At 69.2% G+C, this 18781-nt stretch carries 15 protein-coding genes and 1 pseudogene; 7 read left to right on the forward strand and 9 right to left on the reverse strand.

Features of this window, described 5'->3' with window-relative positions; genetic code table 11:
* Nucleotides 1-243: 243 nt before the first annotated feature.
* The 4 genes from DL519_RS27435 to DL519_RS27450 all read right to left on the reverse strand — a co-directional run bounded on the left by DL519_RS27435 (nucleotide 244) and on the right by DL519_RS27450 (nucleotide 4057).
* Nucleotides 244-1158 carry a molybdenum cofactor biosynthesis protein MoaE gene (locus DL519_RS27435; protein WP_190819027.1) on the reverse strand — a complete coding sequence of 305 codons (915 nt, stop codon included), beginning with the start codon at nucleotides 1156-1158 and terminating at the stop codon, nucleotides 244-246.
* A 415-nt stretch (nucleotides 1159-1573) separates the two neighbouring features.
* Nucleotides 1574-2053 (reverse strand): cyclic pyranopterin monophosphate synthase MoaC, encoded by a 480-nt coding sequence (moaC, locus tag DL519_RS27440; protein ID WP_190819029.1) that lies wholly within the window; start codon nucleotides 2051-2053, stop codon nucleotides 1574-1576.
* 132 nt (nucleotides 2054-2185) lie between these two features.
* Nucleotides 2186-3640 (reverse strand): NAD-dependent malic enzyme, encoded by a 1455-nt coding sequence (locus DL519_RS27445; RefSeq protein WP_190819031.1) that lies wholly within the window; start codon nucleotides 3638-3640, stop codon nucleotides 2186-2188.
* Nucleotides 3641-3853: 213 nt separating this feature from the next.
* Entirely contained in the window at nucleotides 3854-4057 is a 204-nt protein-coding gene (locus DL519_RS27450; protein WP_190819033.1) for a hypothetical protein, read from the reverse strand.
* Nucleotides 4058-4408: 351 nt separating this feature from the next.
* On the opposite strand from DL519_RS27450, the gene DL519_RS27455 reads away from it, so the two are divergent.
* A complete protein-coding gene (locus tag DL519_RS27455) occupies nucleotides 4409-6661 on the forward strand; it encodes a helicase-associated domain-containing protein (RefSeq protein WP_190819035.1) in 2253 nt (750 codons plus the stop codon).
* On the opposite strand, the gene DL519_RS27460 is transcribed toward DL519_RS27455, so the two are convergent.
* Nucleotides 6633-7157, reverse strand: a complete 525-nt coding sequence (locus tag DL519_RS27460) for a MerR family transcriptional regulator (RefSeq protein WP_317891396.1) — start codon at nucleotides 7155-7157, stop codon at nucleotides 6633-6635. The genes DL519_RS27455 and DL519_RS27460 overlap by 29 nt on opposite strands.
* A gap of 111 nt (nucleotides 7158-7268) precedes the next feature.
* On the opposite strand from DL519_RS27460, the pseudogene DL519_RS27465 reads away from it, so the two are divergent.
* Together DL519_RS27465 and DL519_RS27470 are read left to right on the forward strand one after the other, a co-directional pair.
* Nucleotides 7269-8104, forward strand: a pseudogene (locus DL519_RS27465) (NAD(P)-dependent oxidoreductase).
* A complete protein-coding gene (locus DL519_RS27470) occupies nucleotides 8101-8532 on the forward strand; it encodes a PPOX class F420-dependent oxidoreductase (RefSeq protein ID WP_190819037.1) in 432 nt (143 codons plus the stop codon). The pseudogene DL519_RS27465 and the gene DL519_RS27470 overlap by 4 nt, the downstream one beginning before the upstream one ends.
* A 512-nt stretch (nucleotides 8533-9044) precedes the next feature.
* Here DL519_RS27470 and DL519_RS27475 read toward each other — a convergent pair.
* From DL519_RS27475 to DL519_RS27490, 4 genes are read right to left on the reverse strand one after another with little or no spacing between them, the layout of a single operon-like run.
* Nucleotides 9045-9641 carry a GTP-binding protein gene (locus tag DL519_RS27475; protein WP_190819038.1) on the reverse strand — a complete coding sequence of 199 codons (597 nt, stop codon included), beginning with the start codon at nucleotides 9639-9641 and terminating at the stop codon, nucleotides 9045-9047.
* Nucleotides 9622-10368 carry a DUF742 domain-containing protein gene (locus DL519_RS27480; protein ID WP_190819040.1) on the reverse strand — a complete coding sequence of 249 codons (747 nt, stop codon included), beginning with the start codon at nucleotides 10366-10368 and terminating at the stop codon, nucleotides 9622-9624. The genes DL519_RS27475 and DL519_RS27480 overlap by 20 nt, the downstream gene beginning before the upstream one ends.
* A 32-nt stretch (nucleotides 10369-10400) precedes the next feature.
* Nucleotides 10401-10832 carry a roadblock/LC7 domain-containing protein gene (locus DL519_RS27485; protein WP_190819042.1) on the reverse strand — a complete coding sequence of 144 codons (432 nt, stop codon included), beginning with the start codon at nucleotides 10830-10832 and terminating at the stop codon, nucleotides 10401-10403.
* Entirely contained in the window at nucleotides 10829-14053 is a 3225-nt protein-coding gene (locus DL519_RS27490; protein WP_223839612.1) for a sensor histidine kinase, read from the reverse strand. Before DL519_RS27490 ends, DL519_RS27485 begins: the two co-directional genes overlap by 4 nt.
* A 620-nt stretch (nucleotides 14054-14673) precedes the next feature.
* On the opposite strand from DL519_RS27490, the gene DL519_RS27495 reads away from it, so the two are divergent.
* The 4 genes from DL519_RS27495 to DL519_RS27510 all read left to right on the forward strand — a co-directional run bounded on the left by DL519_RS27495 (nucleotide 14674) and on the right by DL519_RS27510 (nucleotide 18779).
* Nucleotides 14674-15693: an ABC transporter substrate-binding protein gene (locus DL519_RS27495; RefSeq protein WP_190819044.1), complete on the forward strand. Its 1020-nt coding sequence runs from the start codon at nucleotides 14674-14676 to the stop codon at nucleotides 15691-15693.
* 498 nt (nucleotides 15694-16191) lie between these two features.
* On the forward strand, nucleotides 16192-17205 hold the full coding sequence (locus DL519_RS27500) for an ABC transporter substrate-binding protein (RefSeq protein WP_223839613.1): 1014 nt from the start codon (nucleotides 16192-16194) through the stop codon (nucleotides 17203-17205).
* A 9-nt stretch (nucleotides 17206-17214) separates the two neighbouring features.
* Nucleotides 17215-17982: an ABC transporter permease gene (locus tag DL519_RS27505; protein WP_190819046.1), complete on the forward strand. Its 768-nt coding sequence runs from the start codon at nucleotides 17215-17217 to the stop codon at nucleotides 17980-17982.
* Nucleotides 17979-18779, forward strand: a complete 801-nt coding sequence (locus DL519_RS27510) for an ABC transporter permease (protein WP_190819048.1) — start codon at nucleotides 17979-17981, stop codon at nucleotides 18777-18779. Before DL519_RS27505 ends, DL519_RS27510 begins: the two co-directional genes overlap by 4 nt.
* Nucleotides 18780-18781: the final 2 nt, after the last annotated feature.

An 18781-nucleotide genomic window follows, 5' to 3' on the forward strand; every position in this document is an offset into this window, starting at 1 on the left:
TCTGCGAACCCGCGGCGGTGCAAGCTGCGGGACCGGCTAAGCGGCTTCGCCGCTTCAAAGGCACAAGCCCGCCCTACCGCAACCCGGACGATCACTTCCAGAACAGGCTCGATAGCAACCCAAAGTACTCACGAGGTCTTTGCTTTGGCTCTGAGGCGACGGACCGCGCAGCGGGTTCTCAGACGCCGCCTGACGAGGACGGCCGGCGACCCGCGCCGCCACGCAGGACGAGCCTGAGCAGGATCAAGGGCAGTTGACCCATTCTTCGGTGTTGTCGTCGAAGACCTGGCGCTTCCAGATCGGCAGGCGCCGCTTCACCTCGTCGACCAGCTCCGAGCAGGAGCTGAACGCCTGCTTGCGGTGTTCCGCCGCCACCGCGCACCCGAGCGCCACATCGCCGATCTTGAGCAGGCCGATGCGGTGCGACACCGCGATGGCGCGCACCCCCTCGAAGCGCGCCGCGATGTCCTGCGCCACCTCGGCGATCACGTCGGACGCGCTGGGATGCCCGACGTATTCGAGCTCGCGTACGCCGCGCCCGCCGTCGTGGTCGCGGACCACCCCGCCGAAGGTCACCACCGCGCCTGCCGCACTGTGCTCCACCGAGCGGGCCAGGTCCTCGACGTCGATCACCTGCTCGGTCACGTCGGCCCGCAGGACGTCCGCGACCACGCGGTTCGGCACCGCGTGGTCGCCGCCGTGCAGCTGGTCGACGGCGTGCTCCAGGACTCCGTCCAGCACGCCGAGCCCGTCCTTGACGCCGCCGCGCGAGCCCGGCAGGTTCACGATCAACGTCCGGCCGCTGACCCCGGCCAGCCCACGGGAAAGCACCGCCGTCGGGACCTCCGGCAGGCCTGCCGAGCGGATCGCCTCGGCCAGCCCCGGGATCGGGTAGTCGAGCACCGCCGCCGTGACCTCGGGCGTGCGGTCGGTCGGGCTGATGCCGGTGCCGCCGGTGGTGATCACGACGTCCGCGCGGTCGGCGACCGCGCGGCGCAGCTCCTCTCCCACCGGGTCGCCGTCGGGCACCACGACGGGGGCGGGGGTCTCGTAGCCGCGCCCGCGCAGCCATTCGACGATCACCGGACCGGTGCGGTCGGGGTACACGCCGACCGCGGCGCGGTTGGACGCGGCGATCACTCGCGCTGTCCTCGTCATGGAGACCTCCTGTGTGTTTCCTGCCCCGTCCGATCGGCCGCCGCAGGGGCCATCCTCCGTGACCTACCGATACGGCCTCAACCCCGCCCGCTCCGCGGCACCGGTGCCGTTCCGCAGTTTCAATTGGAAATCAGACCTTCGACTTCTATGAGCTTTTTTTCATCCTGGTCGATCCGACGCCGCGACGCTTGAGGTCTTACGACGGAGCATCCGCCGAAGACGCAAAGCCCACCATCGCAATCGACACCGCCGCGGGTTCTCAGCGGTCTTCTCGCGAGGACAGCCTGGACGCCGCGTATTGGTCATACCCAAGTCTGGGATCCCACAGCCGAGAAGACCGCTGAGGTTCCGCTACCCGCGCCGCAACGCAAGAAGAGGCGGGAAAACACTCAATTGGAAATCGCGGACCCCTGGATCAGGCGTCGCGGTTCCAGGTGCCGGTCTTGCCGCCCTCCTTGCGCTCCACCTGGACGGCGTCGAGCACGGCGGCTGGGTCGACGGCCTTGATCATGTCGTGCAGCGTCAGCCCCGCCCCGGCGACCGCGGTCAGCGCCTCCATCTCGACGCCGGTGCGGTCGGTGGTCTTCACCGTCGCGATGATCCGCACCTCGGCCTCGCCGAGCACGAGTTCGACCTTGGCGCCGGAGATCGCGATCGGGTGGCACAGCGGGATCAGGTCCGGGGTCCGCTTCGCGGCCATGATCCCGGCGATCCGGGCGGTGGCGATCGCGTCGCCCTTAGGCAGCCCGTCGCGGCGCAGCAGGGCGATCACCTCGGCAGTCGTGCGCACCACGCCGCTCGCGACGGCGGTGCGGGCGGTGGGCTGCTTTCCGGAGACGTCGACCATGCGAGCCGCGCCCGCCTCGTCGACATGCGTGAGCTCGTCCTGCGCCATGCCCCGAGCCTAGACCTGCCGGGGGTTGCGGAAATCACCGCGGCACGGCTTCCCAGACTGCGCGTTCGAGCTGTTCACGGGGCCGTGAGTCTTGTCGCCACAGCTGCCCAAAAAACTCGCGGCCCCGTTCGATCAGTACTCGATGTCCTCGGCCATGGACCAGGGCAGGGAAGAGCCGCCCTGCGGGGCCGGGTCGTCTTCCTTCGACGCGATCGCGGCCTTCTTCACCGCTTCCGCGACCGCCGGGGCCACCGCGGAGTCGAACACGCTCGGCACGATGAACGACGCGTTGATCCGCTCCCCGTCCACGACGTCGGCGATCGCGTTCGACGCCGCCAGCATCATCTCGTCGGTGATTTTGTGTGCGTGCGCGTCCAGCAGACCGCGGAACACGCCCGGGAAGGCCAGCACGTTGTTGATCTGGTTCGGGTAGTCGCTGCGGCCGGTCGCCACGATGGTGGCGTGCTTCTGCGCCTCCAGCGGGTCGATCTCCGGGTCGGGGTTGGCCAGCGCGAACACGATCGCGTCGGAGTTCATGGACGCCACGTCGTCCGCGCTGAGCAGGTTCGGCGCGGACACGCCGATGAACACGTCCGCCTCGCGCACCGCGTCGGACAGCGTGCCGCCACGGCCGTCCTTGTTGGTGGACGCCGCGATGGACTGCAGGTTCGGGTCGCTGTCGCCGCGACCGGCGTGGACGATGCCGTCGATGTCGACGGCGATGATGTCGGCCGGTTTCTTGTGCTGCAGCAGGCGGATGATGGCCGAACCGGCGGCGCCGACGCCGCACACCACGATGCGGCAGTCGGTGATGTCCTTGTTCACCACGCGCAGCGCGTTGCGCAGCGCGCCCAGCACCACGATCGCGGTGCCGTGCTGGTCGTCGTGGAAGACGGGGATGTTCAGCTTCTCCCGCAGCCGGGCCTCGATCTCGAAGCAACGCGGGGCGGCGATGTCCTCCAGGTTGATGCCGCCGTAGACCGGGGCCATCAGCTCGACCGCGCGGATGATCTCCTCGGTGTCCTGGGTGTCCAGGCAGACCGGCCAGGCGTTGACGCCGGCGAACTTCTTGAACAGCGCGGCCTTGCCCTCCATGACCGGCAGCGCGGCCGCCGGGCCGATGTTGCCCAGCCCGAGCACGGCGGAACCGTCGGTGACCACCGCGACCGCGTTGCGCTTGATGGTCAGCCGGCGGGCGTCCTCGGGGTTGTTCGCGATCGCGGTGCACACCCGGGCCACGCCGGGGGTGTACGCGCGGGAGAGGTCGTCGCGGTTGTTGAGCGCGACCCGCGAGTTGACCTCGATCTTGCCGCCGAGGTGTACCAGGAAGGTCCGGTCGGAGATCTTGCGCACCCGGACGCCGGGCAGGGCGCCGAGGACCTCGGCGAGGTCGTTGGCGTGGTCGGCCGACAGCGCGTTGCAGGTGATGTCGACGACGATGCGGTCGGCGTGCGACTCGACGACGTCGAACGCCGTGATGACGCCGCCCGCGCGACCGACCGCGCTCGTCAGGTCACCCGCAGCGGTCGTCGACGGCGGGGCCTCGACGCGAACGGTGATCGAATAACCCGGACCTGGAACCGGCATGGCACACCCCTGTCGAGCTGATCGGCTATGGACTTGGTGGGTGCGGTCCTCCGGCGGCCCGCGGGCCGCCGGAAGCAGATCGCCCATCCGGGATGCAAGCCCTTCGGGCCCGCTAAGCGACCAGAACTTCACCCAGCACGAAAAAGCCTAAAACTTTCCCGACTGTGAGCGACGTCCGGTCCCGTTACCGACCGGTTCCCCTTGACAGGAGGGTCACTTGTTGATTCGGGTGACCGGGTGGACGTAGGAAACGGCGTCCTGCCCGAGCGGGAAGGCGGTGTCCCCGAACGGCGACAACGCGCCCTGCTTGTCGGCCAGGAACTCGCTCACCGGGTGATCGCCGTCCGAGACCTTCGGCCAAGACGGGTCAATGCGGTCCTTTTTGGTCTTGCCGGCCACGTCGTTCCTCCTGTGCATTCCGGCTACGGTGCACTTCCAGTTTGCCGGATCCGGGCCCGGACCTCACCCAAGGGTGCGCAGCGCAACTAGTGCCGCGTCAAGCGACGTTGATCGGGTATTGAGGGTGCTGCCGATTTCGCGCGAAATCGGCCTTCCACGTGCGGGAGAGGTGCCGATTTCGCGCGAAATCGGCACTTCTCCAAGGCGGCCCGGATGGCGGGTGGGCTACGTGGTGATCAATATGCCGATCAAGGTTCGTAGACGCGGCACCAGGACCGGCGCGCGGACCTCGGTCCGCTGCGATGCATCTCTCACCAGGCGGCGACGGAGCACGTCGGCGCAGCACAGCTGCTGGGTATCGTGGAGGGGATGTCATCACTGGCGGATTGGCTGCGGGCACGCAGCGACGAACAGCTCGTCGCCCTGCTGCGCGCGCGGCCCGACCTCGCGACCCCACCGCCGGCCGACAACTCGGTGCTGGCGACGCGCGTCGGAGTGCGCTCGTCCGTCGCACGGGCCTGCGAGGACCTCGATTCCTTCGCCCACGCCACGCTCGAGGCGCTGGTGCTGCTCGACGCCGACGTCGCCCCGGTGCCGTTGGACGCCGTCGCCGGGCTGCTCGGCCGCGACGTCACGGTCGAACGCGTCCGCCGATCCGTCACGCAGCTGCGTGACCTCGCGCTGGCCTGGGGCGAGGACGCCGAGCTATCGGTGTCCACGGCGGCGCGGGAGGCGCTCCCGACCTTCCCCGCCGGGCTCGGGCGCCCCGCCGAGCACCTCACCGAGGCGGCGGCGAAGGCCGCGCTGACCGACCTCGACGAGGAGGAGCGGCGGTTGGTCGGCAAGCTCGCCGAAGGCGCGCCGATCGGCCGTACCAAGGACGCCGCCAAGCAGGTCCCGCTGGAGCAGGCGGCCAATCCGGTGCAACGGCTGCTCGCCAAGGGGTTGCTGCTGCGGCGCGATGCCGAGACCGTCGAGCTGCCGCGCCAGCTCGCGTTGGCCGTGCGCGGCGACCACCCGATGGGCCCGGTGGAGCCCGAGGAGCCGATCCCGGACCTGACCGGCACCGGTCAGTCCAATGTGGACAACACCGGTGGCGGCTCGGCGCTGGAGCTGCTGCGGCACGTCGAAGAGCTGCTCGCCGCCTGGGGCGAGGAACCACCGGACGTGCTGCGCTCCGGCGGCGTCGGCGTGCGCGACCTGCGCCGCACCGCCAAGGCCATCGAGATCGACGAAAACCAGCTGGGCCTGCTCGTGGAGGTCGCGGTCGCGGCCAACCTCCTCGCCAACAGCGAGGGGTCGGAACCCCAGTGGGTGCCCACCATCCAGTCCGACACCTGGCTGGCCTCCCCGCCCGGGCAGCGCTGGGCAACCCTGGCCCAGGCCTGGCTGGACCTGCCCCGGCTGCCGGGCCTCATCGGCGCCCGCGACGAGAAGGACCGGCTGCTCAACCCGCTGTCCGAAGACCTGCGCCGGCCGCTCGCGCCGAAGGACCGCCGCCGCATCCTCGACTACCTCGACGAACTGCCGGGCGGACACGGCGCCCGGCTGGACGACGTCGCCGCCGTGCTCGGCTGGCGCGCCCCGCGCCGCGGCGGACGGCTGCGCGACGACCTGGTGCTCTGGACCCTCGCCGAGGCGACCGTCCTCGGCGTCGTCGCGCTGCACGCGCTGACCACCGCCGGACGCGTCCTGCTCGTCGACGGCGCCGCCGAGGCGGCCCGGCAACTCGCCGACGCGCTCCCCGAACCACTGGACCACGTCCTGGTGCAGGCCGACCTCACCGTCGTCGCGCCGGGCCGCCTCGAACCCGACCTCGCCATCGAGATGAAGCTCGTCGCAGACGTCGAATCCGCGGGGAGCGCAACGGTTTACCGGATCAGCGAAGGCAGCATCCGGCGCGCGTTCGACGCCGGCCACACCGCCGACGACCTGCACTCGCTGTTCCGCACCCGCTCCCGCACCCCGATCCCGCAGTCGCTGACCTACCTCATCGACGACGTCGCCCGCCGCCACGGCCGGCTCCGCGCGGGCACCGCCGCAGCCTTCCTGCGCTGCGACGATCCGCTGCTGCTGGCCGAAATCCTGGCCAAACCCGAGAGCGAAGAACTCGAACTCCGCCGCATCGCCCCAACCGTCCTGGTCAGCCCCCTGCCACTGGCCGACGTCGTCGCCGTCCTCCGCGTCGCCGGATTCGCCCCGGTGGCCGAAGGCCCCGACGGCAACGTGCTCGACCTCCGGGAGAGCGGTCGGCGAGTGCGCGGCAAGAGCCGCCCGGCGCAGCCGGTGGCGATCGCCGCGCCGAGCCCGGAGCAGCTCGGCGAGCTCGTAGCGCAGCTGCGAGCCGGCGACCGGGCCGGGGCGGCGCGGCGCGGCAGCGCCGTGAGCCCCGAGCGCGGGCGGCCGAGCGCCGAGGCGACGCTGCAGCTGCTGCGCGACGCGGCGCGGCAGCGCCGGAGCGTGTGGCTGGGGTTCGTCGACACGCACGGAGTGCGGAGCCAGCGCGTGGTGCGTCCGGTGAGCGTCGGCGGCGGAATCCTGCAGGGCTTCGACACCAGCAGCGAGGAGCTGGGCAACTTTCCGCTGCACCGGATCATGTCCGTCGCACTCGTCGAGGACTGACCGCCCGGCACCAGGCCGTAAGCTTCACGCTCCGCAGGTCCGGGGCCCGCCTCCACCCCCAGAGCGCCGTCACGCTGGTGTCTGCGCCAGCGTTGTGGAGTCGCAATCCTGGCTTGGAGCACGCCGTTCCGTCGCATCGATGTAGTCGTGGAGGACCTTCCCGTGAGCGGACGAGCGTGTCGATGTGTTCGTCTAGCCCGCGCAGGCGTGCTCGCAGGGCGTCCAGGAGTTCCGGGCAGGGTTCGAAGTCGGGTGCGGATCCGGTGACGCGGGGCTGCGGGTATCCGATTTCCTGGGTCGACAGTCCGGCTTCGAGCCGCTTCCTGATATGGATTACGGTCGGGACGGCATCGTCGCGGTACTCGCGGTAGCCATTGGCGCCGCGGCTTAGCTCCAGCAGGCCCTGGGTCTCGTAGTAACGCAGCTGATTCGTGTGGACTCCGAACCGCCGGCTCGGTTCCCCGATCAGCACGCGCATTTCCTCCTTGACCTTCATATCGGTGTGAACGTTGACGATTCTGCCGTGATCACCAACCCCGAAGGGGAGCGCACGGTGCGAAACCGCAACGCCGACCACACGCACGTGACCGTCATCGGCCTGGGACTGATGGGCCAAGCGCTGGCCAGGGCGTTCCTGGGCGACGGGCGCCCCACGACCGTGTGGAACCGCACGGCAGCGAAGGCCGAACAGCTCGTCGCCCAGGGCGCGGAGCTAGCCAGCTCGGTCCGCGACGCCTTCGCGGCCAGCCCGCTTGTGGTCCGCTGCCTCTCGGACTACTACGCCGTGCACGAACTCCTCGATCCGCTGGGCGACGTGCTCGGCTCCTGGTGAACCTGACCTCCGGCACCTCGGCGCGGGCCCGCGAGACCGCCGAGTGGGCGGCGCTGCGGGGCGGCACCTACCTCGACGGCGCGATCATGGCCATGCCCGCGGCCATCGGCACGGCGGACGCCGCAATCCTCTACAGTGGTCCGCGATCGGCCTTCGACCTGCACGAATCGACCCTGGCGAGCCGTGGCGCGGCGACACACCTCGGCGACGACCAAGGCCTGTCGTCGCTGCACGAAGTGGCCATGCTGGGCCCGATGTGGAGCATCCTGAACGGCTTCCTGCAGGGTGCCGCCTTGCTCGGCGCGGCAGGTGTGGATGCCGCGACGTTCGCCCCGCTCGCGCGGCAGGGGATCGGCACCGTGGCCGGCTGGCTTTCCGCGTACGCGCAGCAGATCGACGACGGCACGTACCCGGCCGACGATTCCACCATCGACACCCACTTGGCCGCGATGGAGCACCTCATCCACGAGAGCGAGTTCCTCGGCGTCAACGCCGAACTCCCGAGGTTCGTCAAGGCCCTGGCCGACCGCGCCGTGGCCGACGGGCACGGCGGCAACAGCTACGCGACGATGATCGAGCAGTTCCGCAAGCCCTCGGAGGTGCGACCATGACCGCCACACCGTTCAACCCGCGGGTGCTGCTCGCGGAAAGCCGGCTCGGCGTCCTCGCGACCATCAAGTCGGACGGCCGCCCCCAGCTCTCCCCCGTCATGCCGTTCTACGACCACGAGGCCGGTGTCATCTACGTTTCGACTCGCGAGGGGCTGGCCAAGACGGCGAACCTGCGCCGGGATCCGCGGGCCGCGCTGGAGGTCACCAGCCCCGACGGCTGGGCATGGGCCACGGCCGAGGGCGCGGTGACCCTCACCGGCCCGGGAACCGATCCGCACGGCCCCGAAGTCGAGGCGCTGGTGGACTACTACCGCATGGCCGCCGGGGAGCACCCGGACTGGGACGGGTACCGGTCGGTGATGGTGTCCGGCCGGAGGGTACTGATAGCGATGGCGGTCGACCACGTCTACGGCGCCAACATTCGCTGAAGCCGCGCCACCCGTGAGCACTTTTGGTGCTGCAGAGGCTGTTTTGGAAGGTGCTGGTTGAAGCGAACGGACCGTTCGCGCCACCTACGAGCCTGTTGCGTTTTCGGCGAAAACGGCTGAACCGAAGTACCAAATCAGTCTCGATCGCCGCCGTTTGTCCGCCAGTGGCCATCTCAGCCGTGATCGATCGATTACGGTCCGTGGTGGGCGTAATTTTGCAACAGGCTCCTACCGACGCGAACAGGCCGTTCGCCCCACACCAGTTTTCGAGGCAGCGCTGGATCGCTCCCGTTGGGGCCGCCAGCGGGACCTCCAGGCTGCGAGGTCCCGAACAAGCGTCATATCCCCGAGAAACGCTGACTGGCATCCAACAGCAGGAACCTTGCTTTCGCAGTTTCGCCGAGAAACGCAAGGTAGCGCCGAAATCCGGGGACTGGCCACTGTGGACCATCTTGGCCGGGTCAGGGCAGGGTGCCACCTGCACCGCTACGAAGGGGCCTGGAAATCCGACCTCAACGCGTCGTGGCCATGCGTTGGCGCATTGCGTGTTCGACCAGGGCGATCAGGGCCTGCTTGGTGGACTCGCGGTTCCGGGCGTCCACCGTGATCATCGGGACCGAGGCGGCGATGGTCAGCGCCTCACGGATGTCCTCCTGGTCGTGGTGCAGCACGCCGTCGAAGGTGTTCACCGCGATGATGTACGGCAGGCCCCGGTCGTCGAAGAAGTCGATCGAGGCGAACGCGTCCGCCAGCCGCCGGGTGTCGACCAGCACCACCGCGCCGATCGCGCCGCGCACCAGGTCGTCCCACATGAACCAGAACCGGTGCTGGCCTGGGGTGCCGAACAGGTACAGAATCAGGTCCGAGTCCAGCGAGACCCGGCCGAAGTCCATCGCGACCGTGGTGGTGACCTTGTCCGGCGTCGCGCTGAGGTCGTCGACCCCGACGCTGGCCTCGGTCATGACCGCCTCGGTGGTCAACGGCACGATCTCGGACACCGAGCCGACGAAAGTCGTCTTCCCGACACCGAAACCACCGGCCACCACGATCTTCGTCGAGGTCTTCTGGCCGGCCGCATTCGATCGGGGATCAGAGCCTGCGAAGCCCACTGAGCACCCTTTCCAAGAACTCCATGGACGGCCGGCCACCGACGACCATGCCACTGTCGTGAATCAGAACCAGACCGGTGTCGGCCATGTCGCCGATCAGCACCCGGACGACCCCCAGCGGGAGGCGCAGGTGCGCGGCCACCTCGGCCACCGAGCGGGCCTCCAGGCACAGCTCGGAGATCGAGCGGTGCTCGGCCCTGGTCTGGGTCGCCTGGGAGCGACCGCGTTCGCTGGTGGTCACCAGCGTTTCGATAGCAAGATCATAATCGGTGCGGGTGCGCCCGCGCGTGCGGGCGTAGGGCCGCACCAGGGAACCGCCGTCGAGGCTGTCGGACTCCGGCTGGTCGACGCTGGGGATCGCCGGCATCGATCCGGAGATCGACGGCATGGACTGCGAAATCGGCGGCATCGACTGCGAGATCGACGGCATCGACTGCGAAATCGGCGACATCGACTGCGAGATCGACGGCATCGACACCGACGGCGGGCCGCTGTCGTTCGGCCGGGGACCGGCGGCAACCTCGGGCACCGAGTCGTAGCTGGAACCGAACAGGTCCGCGCCTGGGCCGCCGAACAGCGCCCGGTCGTAGCCGCCCATCGACTCCGATCCGTGGCCGGCCGAACCGTCGTTGTCGACGAAGTCGTCCTGCCAGGACTCGGCGCTCAGCCGCTTGTTGTAGAGGCGGAAGAGGTCTCCGTCCCAGCTGGGCTCGGAACCGGTGTTCATGGCGAACTCCCCTCAGCGTTCCCCAGCCGAACTCACCGATGCCCCAAGCCCTGCAGCTGCGCCCGCAGTTCCGGGGTGAGCTGTTTTCCGACCCGCTCCACCAGCAAGGTCATCTCGTAGGCGACCAAACCGATGTCGGCGTTCGGCGCGGCCAGCACCGCCAAGCAGGAACCGTCGCTGATGGACATCAGGAACAGGTAGCCCTGCTCCATCTCCACGACGGTCTGCGTGACCTCACCGGCTTCGAAACAACGCGCGGCGCCCTGGGTGAGGCTGACCAGCCCGGAGGCCACCGCGGACAGTTGCTCGGCGCGGTCCCGCGGCAAACCCTGGGACCCGGCGAGCAGCAGGCCATCGGCGGACACCACGACCGAGTGCGCCACGCCAGGGACGCGACGCACGAAGTCGGTGATCAGCCAGCTGAAGCTGTTGCTGCTCGTCGGTTGCTGCACGGACCCGTTCACTCCTGCTCCTCGGGACGGCTCGGATTCGAGCGGGGTGGTTCACTGGAAACCGGTTCGGCCTTGGAATGCCTACCCCGTTTGACACCCTGCTGGAAGTTCGCCATCCGCCCGCGGACGGCGTCTGCCGAGCGGGTGGCGGCGGGCTTGCTGCGGGGGGGCTGCGGGGCGGCCGAGCCGGGCACCAGGTTCGTCTTGGGCACGCGCTTGGGCAGACCGGCCGCGGTGGTCTCCTGGACCTGCTGGGTCTGCAGCAGCGCCTCGGCGGCCCGCCAGCCGTCGTCGGCCGTGCCCCAGCCGGGATCCGGTGTCGTGGTGCGCGGCACCTCGTCGACGACGGGCTCTTCCGGGATGCGCAGTTGTTCGGTCAGTCGCCTCGGCTCGAGCGGCGCTTCGGTCGCCGCCGGGGTGACCGGCGCGGCCGGGGCATCGTCCACATCGGACTCGCGGAACCACTGCGAAAGCACGGCTTCGTAGATCGGCAGTCGTTGGGTCGGCGCATCGTCCATGTCCCAGGCGGCCCCCTCCGGCTCATCGTCGGCGAACGCCGGCGATCGGCCGTCGGTGCCCTCAACCGGGCCTTCCCCTTGCGCCCAGGCTTCCGACGCCGGCTCCTGCCGGGTTCCGTTGTTCGCGGCGCCCTCGGAGTCCGCGGTGCCGAAGAGGCCACCGCCCGACCCGGATCCGTTCAGTCCAAAGCCGTTGTGCCCGGCCCCTTCCGGCCCGGCCGGGAACTCCATCGAAGCGGTCTTCGCTGCCTCGAACGGGCTGCGGAAGAGGTCCGCCGACCCGACGGGCTCTCCCGGTGCCCCGCACTGCCCTTCGAACTCGTCCGAGAAGTGGTTCCCGGTGCTCTCCTCGCTCGGCCACTCGTCGGCGCGGACCTCGTCGTCCGCGGGCGCCTTCGACACATCCTCCCACTCCGGAACGTCTGTGGCGCCGAACGAATCACCGTTGGAAACGGTCACCGAGTACTGGGTCGACAGCTCGGTGTCCTCGACTTCGGGTTCTTCCTGCTGGGGTTGCGGGGTGAACGCGGTGGCCTGCTCGATGCCGGCCAGTGACGGCAGCGGTGCGCGCTCGGTGGGCTGGTCGACGCCGCGGTCGAGGCTCGTGGCGGCGCGACCGCCGAACGCGGCGGCCAGGCCGAGGTGCGTGCCGGTCTCGCTGAACGCTTCGCGCCGTTCCTCGGCGAGCGCGGCGCGCGGCACGTCGGGCATCGGCCGCGGGCCGTCCGGCGTCAGCTGGACGACGAACTCGCCGGCCAGGTGCACCGTCGCGGTGACGCCGCCTTCCAAATTGTCGTTGTTGTGCAGCTCGACCCGGATGTCGTGGCGCCGGGCCAGCTGCCCGACCACGAACAGGCCCATCCGGCGGGACACGGCGACGTCGATCTCCGGCGGCCGGGTGAGCCGGTCGTTGATCTCGTCGATCTCGCTGGCGTCGATGCCCACGCCGCGGTCCCGGATCTCGATAACGAGTTCCTGCCTGCGGTAGGCGGTGCGGACGGTGACCTCGGTGTCCGGATTGGAGAAGACCGTCGCGTTCTCCAGCAGCTCGGCGACCAGGTGCACGAAGTCGTTGACGACCCGGCCCTGGATGGCCAGGTCGGGCGCGTCGACCACGGCGATCCGCGCGTACTGCTCCACTTCGGACACCGCCGCGCCGAGGACCTCGTTGAGGGGCACCGGCCGCATCATCCGGCGGGTCAGGTCGGTGCCGCCGAGGATCAGCAGGTTCTCGTTGTTCCGGCGCATGCGGGTGGCCAGGTGGTCCAGCTCGAACAGGCTGCTCAGCTGGTCCGGGTCCTGCTCGTCCTGCTCCAGCCGGTCAATGAGGGCCAGCTGCCGCTGCACCAGGGTCTGGCTGCGGCGCGCCAGGTTGACGAACAGGTCGTTGACGTTGTTGCGCAGCAGCGCCTGCTCGACGGCCAGCCGCAGCGCCTGCTGGTGCACCGCGTCGAAGGTGCGGGCCACCTGCCCGATCTCCTCGCCGGAGTGCACCGGCACCGGCTGCACCGTGATCTGGTTGGCGCTGCCTGGGTTCTCGTTGACCTTGCTGATCGCTTCCGGGAGGCCCTTCTGCGCGATCTCCAGGGCCCCGTAGCGGAGGATGCGCAGCGGGCGCAGCATCGAGCGCGCGATGTAGGCCGCGACGCCGAAGGCGACCAACAGCAACAGCAACAGCAGCGCGGAGTCGCGGATCAGCGACCACCAGGCGGAGTCGGCGAGTTCCTGTGCGTCGTCGTGGAAGGCGGTGAGCAGCGACTCCTCCACCAAGCGGACCAGGTCGGTGCGCTTGCCCGACTGGGCGCCCCACTCGAGGGGGTTGATGTGCACCGCTTCCTTGCGGTCGGCCGCGATCAGCGCGGCCTGCTCGATTTGCTCCGAATCGTCCACCTCGGCACCGGCGACGCGCGCCGCGAAGAGGGCGCGCTGCTCCGGGGTGGCGGCGTTCTCGAACTCCGCGAAAGCGGCCTCGTAGCGCGCGTTGGCGGCGCGGACCGCGTCGGCCTGCCCGGTGAGGAAACCGTTGAGCATCCCGGCGCTGAGCAGGATCGAGCGCTGCTGGGCGAGCTGTTCCTTGGCCCGGCCGAGCGCTTCGGCGGCCCGGGCGGTCTGGCTGACCTGCGTGTTGACCGCGGAGGTGGCGACCATCCGGTTGATCTGCAGCAGCTCTTCTAGCACCGAGTTGTAGGCGACCAGCGTCTGCGGGCCGGTGAAGCGGTTGTTGATGGTGGCGCGCAGGGCGCCGAGGCTGCCAAGGCGGTTGACTGCGCGCTCGTAGGCGTCGCGGACCTCCGGCGAGAAGCTCACGACCTGCTGGTCGAAGCCATGCAGCTGCTGCACCGCCGTGTCGACCCGTTGGCTCTGCGCGACGTAGTCGGTGCCCGCGCTGCCGCCGTTGGCAGTGGTGAAGACGATCGCGAAGTCGCGTTCGCGCTGCAGCTCGTGGGTCAGGTTCGCGGCCTGCTCGCCGAGTTCGACCTGCTCGACGATGGTGTTCAGCCGCGATTGGGTGGCGAGGCCGTCGTAGACCCGGATTCCGCCGACACCGAGCGCGGCCAGGGTCGGGACGAGCAGGACGGCGGCCATCTTGTACCGGAGGCGCCAGTTGCGCAGCCACCACGTCTTGGACCGACCGGCAGCCGGTTCGGTGGCCGCGCCGGTTCCGGTAGCGGGGTCGTTGTTGAGCATCCCTGTTTCCTGCGCTGCGGCGGACATGTGCGACACCGCCACGGCTAGTTGCCTCTCCGGGCCGCGGCAGTGCTGATCATCGTGTTGGGAACGTGCCCGCGATCGGACGCGGCGGCGCCAGGTACCCACGAGCGGGTCGACGGTCCCACGACTCGCACCGTGCCCCCGCAGACCCTGACTCTGTCAGCCGGGCTTGCCATCACACTCCCTGGTCACAACGTGCATCCCCCGAAGCAGAGGCCAAGTCACCTCGACGGGCGAGACTATACTTAACCGGGCGTCACAAGTCAGGCCCCCAAGGCGAGAGTTCACCACCCCATAGGGTGGCATGGACAACACTGGGCCATCCGTGTGACCTCTGCCTAGTTACAGCTAGTTGTCGGGTTTTGTTCAACGTTCTACAGTTCAGGGGCACCCGCACCCCGCCGCACCACGGAAGACGCAGAACTTCGCACAAGGGTTGAGACGCCGCGGCGCGTGTGGCCGACGAGGGCCCTTCCCTGCTCGTGGCTCAGTTCACAGCGCACCAGCGCATCTCCCGTACCGCTCACGGGGTACACCCGCGCCGTCATCGGCACGGCTGCGCCACCGACACACCCCCGCCGCAGCCCACCGTTCCACGTCGCACCCAATGCAAGGAGGAACAGATGAGCCCCGCCCTCGCCCACCGCTCCCTGCCCCGCAGGAATCTGTTCAAGCTCGCAGGTGGTGCCGTCACCGCCGGTGCGCTGCTGGGCACGAGCGGCTGCGGGCTCCTCGGTGGCTCGCAGGCGGAAAGCGGCGGCAACGGCCAGGTGGAGAAGGCGAACCTGCGCGTCGGCGCGCTGCCGATCAACGACCTGGCCCCACTGCACCTGGCCGTCCGCAACGGCTACTTCCAGCAGGAGGGCCTGACCATCGAGATCGTCAACGCCCCGGACGGCAGCGCCGCGCTGAACAGCACCATCGGCGGCGACTACGACATCACCTACAGCAGCTACGTGCCGTTCTTCGCCGCCCAGGCCAGCGGTGCGGCGAAGCTGAAGATCGTCGCGGACTGCGCGGCGGCCGCGCCGAACGCCACGATGATCATGACCTCGCCGAACTCCGGGGTGCGTACCCCGCAGGACCTCGAGGGCAAGACGATCGCCATCAGCGGCCCCAACACCATCACCGAACTGCTGGTCAAGGCCACCCTGAACGCCTACGGCGTGAACTACTCCAAGGTGAAGGTCTCGCCGACCCCGTTCATCACCATGCCCGCCGCGCTGCAGCAGCGCCGGGTCGACGCCGCGATCGTCACCGAGCCGTTCCTCACCCTGGCCGCCCGCGACGGCGGAGCGGTGCCGGTGGTCGACACCGCCACCGGATCGCTGGAGGACCTGCCGCTGACCGGCTACGGGGCGACCGCGAAGTTCTGCGAGGAGCACCCCAAGACCATCGCGGCGTTCCAGCGGGTGATGGACCGCGCCGTCGCGGAAGCGCAGGACCGCAGCAAGATCGAGCCGCTGCTGCCGGAGTTCGCCAAGATCGACAAGGAGACCGCGGCGATCATCACCCTGCTGAAGTTCAACTCCCGGGCCGACGCAACCCGGTTGCAGCGGGTGCCGCGCCTGATGAAGGACTTCGGGTTCATCAACACCGACATCGACGTCGCGAGCATGATCGTGGCCCCGCCACAGGCCTGACGTTTCCGCTGATCACGAGGCCGGAGCCCCTGGGGTCGCAATACCCGGAGGACTCGCGGTCCCGCTCGGGCATGGCACCGGCGCGTTGGCGCAGACGACATTCAGTGTTCCCTCGAGTTGTCCAGCAGAATTCGACTCTCCGTCACAATTCTGTTCGGACATTGGTCCGCGTGTCGTGAATCACGCACCTCATCGTGGGACGAGTGGCAACGAGCTATTTACGCCTGGTTGTCGCGTGTGATCCGAGCTTCTACAGTTCGGGGGCACCAAACCCCGCCACCGCACCGGGAGGAAAGACGCAGCGCCACCGAGTCCCCGCATCACCGGCCCGGCGTCGTTGCGCGCCCCGCTAGTCCTCCCGGGTCAACACCGCGACGACGCCGTCCACCCGCAGGCACAACCCGCGACGGCCGCCATCGCCGACCCGCACTCCGCTCCCGGCGCACGACACAACGGAAAACGCGCACCCGCACGCACCCCGATGCCAGGAGGATCCACATGAGTCCCCGTCCCCGCGCCCTTCCCCGCCGAGGTCTGTTGAAACTGGCCGGCGGGATGGTCACGGCAGGCGCCCTGATGGGCGCCAGCGGTTGCGGACTCCTAGGTGGATCGGAGGACAAGCAGGGCGGCAACGCCCAGGTCGAGAAGGCGAACCTGCGGATCGGCGGGCTGCCCACCAGCGAACTCGCACCGCTGCACCTGGCGGTGCGCAACGGCCACTTCCAGCGCGAGGGCCTCACCGTCGAGATCATCAACGCGCCAGACGGCGGCACCGCGCTGACCAGCACCATCGGCGGCGACTACGACATCACCTTCAGCAGCTACGTGCCCATCTTCTCCGCCCAGGCCAAGGGTGGCACCAAGCTGAAGATCGTCGCGGACTGCGCGTCGAGCACGCCGAACACCTGCATGATCATGGCTTCGCCGGGCGGCGGCGTGCACAGCCCGCAGGACCTCGCGGGGAAGAAGATCGCGATCAGCGGCGCCGGCACCATCTCCGAGCTGATGGTGAAGGCCTCGATGAAGGCCAACAGCGTGGACTACAGCAAGGTCCAGTGGATGCCGCTCGGCTTCCCCAACATGCCCAACGCGCTGAAGACCGACCAGGCCGACGCGGCGTTCGTCGTCGAACCATTCCTGACGCTGTCCGCCCGCGACGCGGGCGCCATCCCGGTGGTGGACACCGCGACCGGTCCGCTGGAGGACCTGCCGCTGGGCGGCTACGTCTCGACCGCCAAGTTCGCCGACGAGAACCCGAAGACCGTGGCAGCTTTCCAGCGGGCCATGGACAGCGCGGTGGCCGAGGCCCAGGACCGCAGCAAGATCGAGCCGTTGCTGCCGCAATTCGCCAAGATCGACAAGGAGACCGCGGCGATCATCACCCTGCTGAAGATGAACTCCCGCGCCGACGCAACCCGCCTCCAGCGGATTCCGCGTCTGATGCTGGAATTCGGCTACATCCGCAACGACGTCGACGTGGCGAGCATGATCGTTGCTCCGCCGCAGAGCTGACTCGGGGAAATGACCAAAACACTCCGGGGATTGGTCGGTCTGCTGGGCTTCCTCATCGTGTGGGAAGCCTTCAGCCGATCAGGAATCGTCCCTCAGCAATACTTCCCACCACCGTCCACAGTGCTCGCCCAGTTCGCCGAACTGCTCGGCGACCGCTCCTTCCTGCTCGACCTGATCGCCACCGTGCTGGCGTGGGCGATCGCGCTGAGCGTCTCGATCGCCATCGCGGTGCCCGCCGGGCTGCTGCTCGGCAGCGTCCGCTGGGTCCGGGTGGCCACCCGGGCGATCATCGAGTTCCTCCGGCCGATCCCTTCGGTGGCGCTGATCCCGCTGGCAATCGTGCTGGTCGGAGCGGGTCCGGAAACCAAGATCACGCTCGCGGTGTACGCCTCGGTGTGGCCGATCCTGTTCAACACCATCTACGCGCTGGACGAGATCGACCCGGTCATGGTGGATACCGCGCGCTCCTTCGGGTTGGGCCGCGGTCGGGTGATGTTCACCGTGGCGCTGCCGAACGCGGCGCCGTTCGTGCTCACCGGCATCCGGATGTCCGCTGCGGTGGCGCTGATCCTGGTGGTCAGCACCGAGTTCCTGGCCGGCGGCGCCAGCGGCCTCGGCACCTTCGTGCTCGACGCGAGCACCGGCGCGGGCCGGATGGACCTGGTGCTGGCGGGCACGCTGGTCGCCGGGATCGTCGGCTACCTCATCAACGAGGCACTGGAACTGGTGCACAAGCGTGGCTTCCGGTGGAGCGCGGTCGATCGGGAGGCGGCATGATCAGGATGCGCGGATTCCTGCAGCGCTGGGTGGTCTTCATCATCGCGATCGTGGTGTGGGAACTGCTCACCCGCGTCGCGCAGAGCGCGTTCTTCCCGCCCCCGACGCAGATCGTCGGCACCGCGATGGAGAAGTGGTTCAGCGGACCGGCTTCGTCGCTGTTCCTGACCGACGAGGCTTTCTCGGACATGCTGGCCAGCCTCGGGCGGATCGCCGTGGGCTGGCTCATCGCGGTGGTGCTCGGCGTCGCGCTCGGCACCCTCCTCGGCCGGTCCCGCACCGCGCTGGACTACTTCGGACCGCTGATGGCGTTCATGCGGGCCATCCCGCCGCCGGTGCTGGTGCCGGTCTTCCTGGTACTGCTGGGCATCGGCGCGCAGATGCAGATCACCGTGATCGTCTTCGGCGTGATTTGGCCGATCCTGCTGAACACCGTCGACGGCGTCCGCTCCGTGGACCAGGTCAAGGTGGACACCATCCGGTCGTTCCGCATCCCCCGCTCGCACTGGGTGTTCGGGGTGGTGCTGCCCGCGGCGACGCCGAAGATCTTCGCCGGACTGCGGGTGAGCCTGTCGCTGGCGCTGGTGCTGATGGTCGTCTCCGAACTCGTCGGCTCCACCAACGGCATCGGCTACCGGCTGGTCTTCGACCAGCGGCAGTTCGACTTCCCCGCCATGTGGGCGGGCATCGTGCTGCTGGGCATCCTCGGATACGTCCTCAACACCCTGCTGCTCGTGGTGGAGCGCCGCGCGCTGAGCTGGCAACCGTCGCAGGCGCACCAAGTAGTCGGAGGCTGAAT

Source organism: Saccharopolyspora pogona (assembly GCF_014697215.1).
In the GTDB taxonomy this organism is placed as follows: domain Bacteria; phylum Actinomycetota; class Actinomycetes; order Mycobacteriales; family Pseudonocardiaceae; genus Saccharopolyspora; species Saccharopolyspora hattusasensis.

Coding starts and splice junctions, on each gene's coding strand:
- DL519_RS27435 (WP_190819027.1), bottom strand. CDS start 1,158: ATGACGAGGACAGCGCGAGTGATCGCCGCGTCCAACCGCGCCGCGGTC.
- moaC (WP_190819029.1), bottom strand. CDS start 2,053: ATGGCGCAGGACGAGCTCACGCATGTCGACGAGGCGGGCGCGGCTCGC.
- DL519_RS27445 (WP_190819031.1), bottom strand. CDS start 3,640: ATGCCGGTTCCAGGTCCGGGTTATTCGATCACCGTTCGCGTCGAGGCC.
- DL519_RS27450 (WP_190819033.1), bottom strand. CDS start 4,057: ATGCACAGGAGGAACGACGTGGCCGGCAAGACCAAAAAGGACCGCATT.
- DL519_RS27455 (WP_190819035.1), top strand. CDS start 4,409: ATGTCATCACTGGCGGATTGGCTGCGGGCACGCAGCGACGAACAGCTC.
- DL519_RS27460 (WP_317891396.1), bottom strand. CDS start 7,157: ATGAAGGTCAAGGAGGAAATGCGCGTGCTGATCGGGGAACCGAGCCGG.
- DL519_RS27470 (WP_190819037.1), top strand. CDS start 8,101: ATGACCGCCACACCGTTCAACCCGCGGGTGCTGCTCGCGGAAAGCCGG.
- DL519_RS27480 (WP_190819040.1), bottom strand. CDS start 10,368: ATGAACACCGGTTCCGAGCCCAGCTGGGACGGAGACCTCTTCCGCCTC.
- DL519_RS27490 (WP_223839612.1), bottom strand. CDS start 14,053: ATGTCCGCCGCAGCGCAGGAAACAGGGATGCTCAACAACGACCCCGCT.
- DL519_RS27495 (WP_190819044.1), top strand. CDS start 14,674: ATGAGCCCCGCCCTCGCCCACCGCTCCCTGCCCCGCAGGAATCTGTTC.
- DL519_RS27500 (WP_223839613.1), top strand. CDS start 16,192: ATGAGTCCCCGTCCCCGCGCCCTTCCCCGCCGAGGTCTGTTGAAACTG.
- DL519_RS27505 (WP_190819046.1), top strand. CDS start 17,215: ATGACCAAAACACTCCGGGGATTGGTCGGTCTGCTGGGCTTCCTCATC.
- DL519_RS27510 (WP_190819048.1), top strand. CDS start 17,979: ATGATCAGGATGCGCGGATTCCTGCAGCGCTGGGTGGTCTTCATCATC.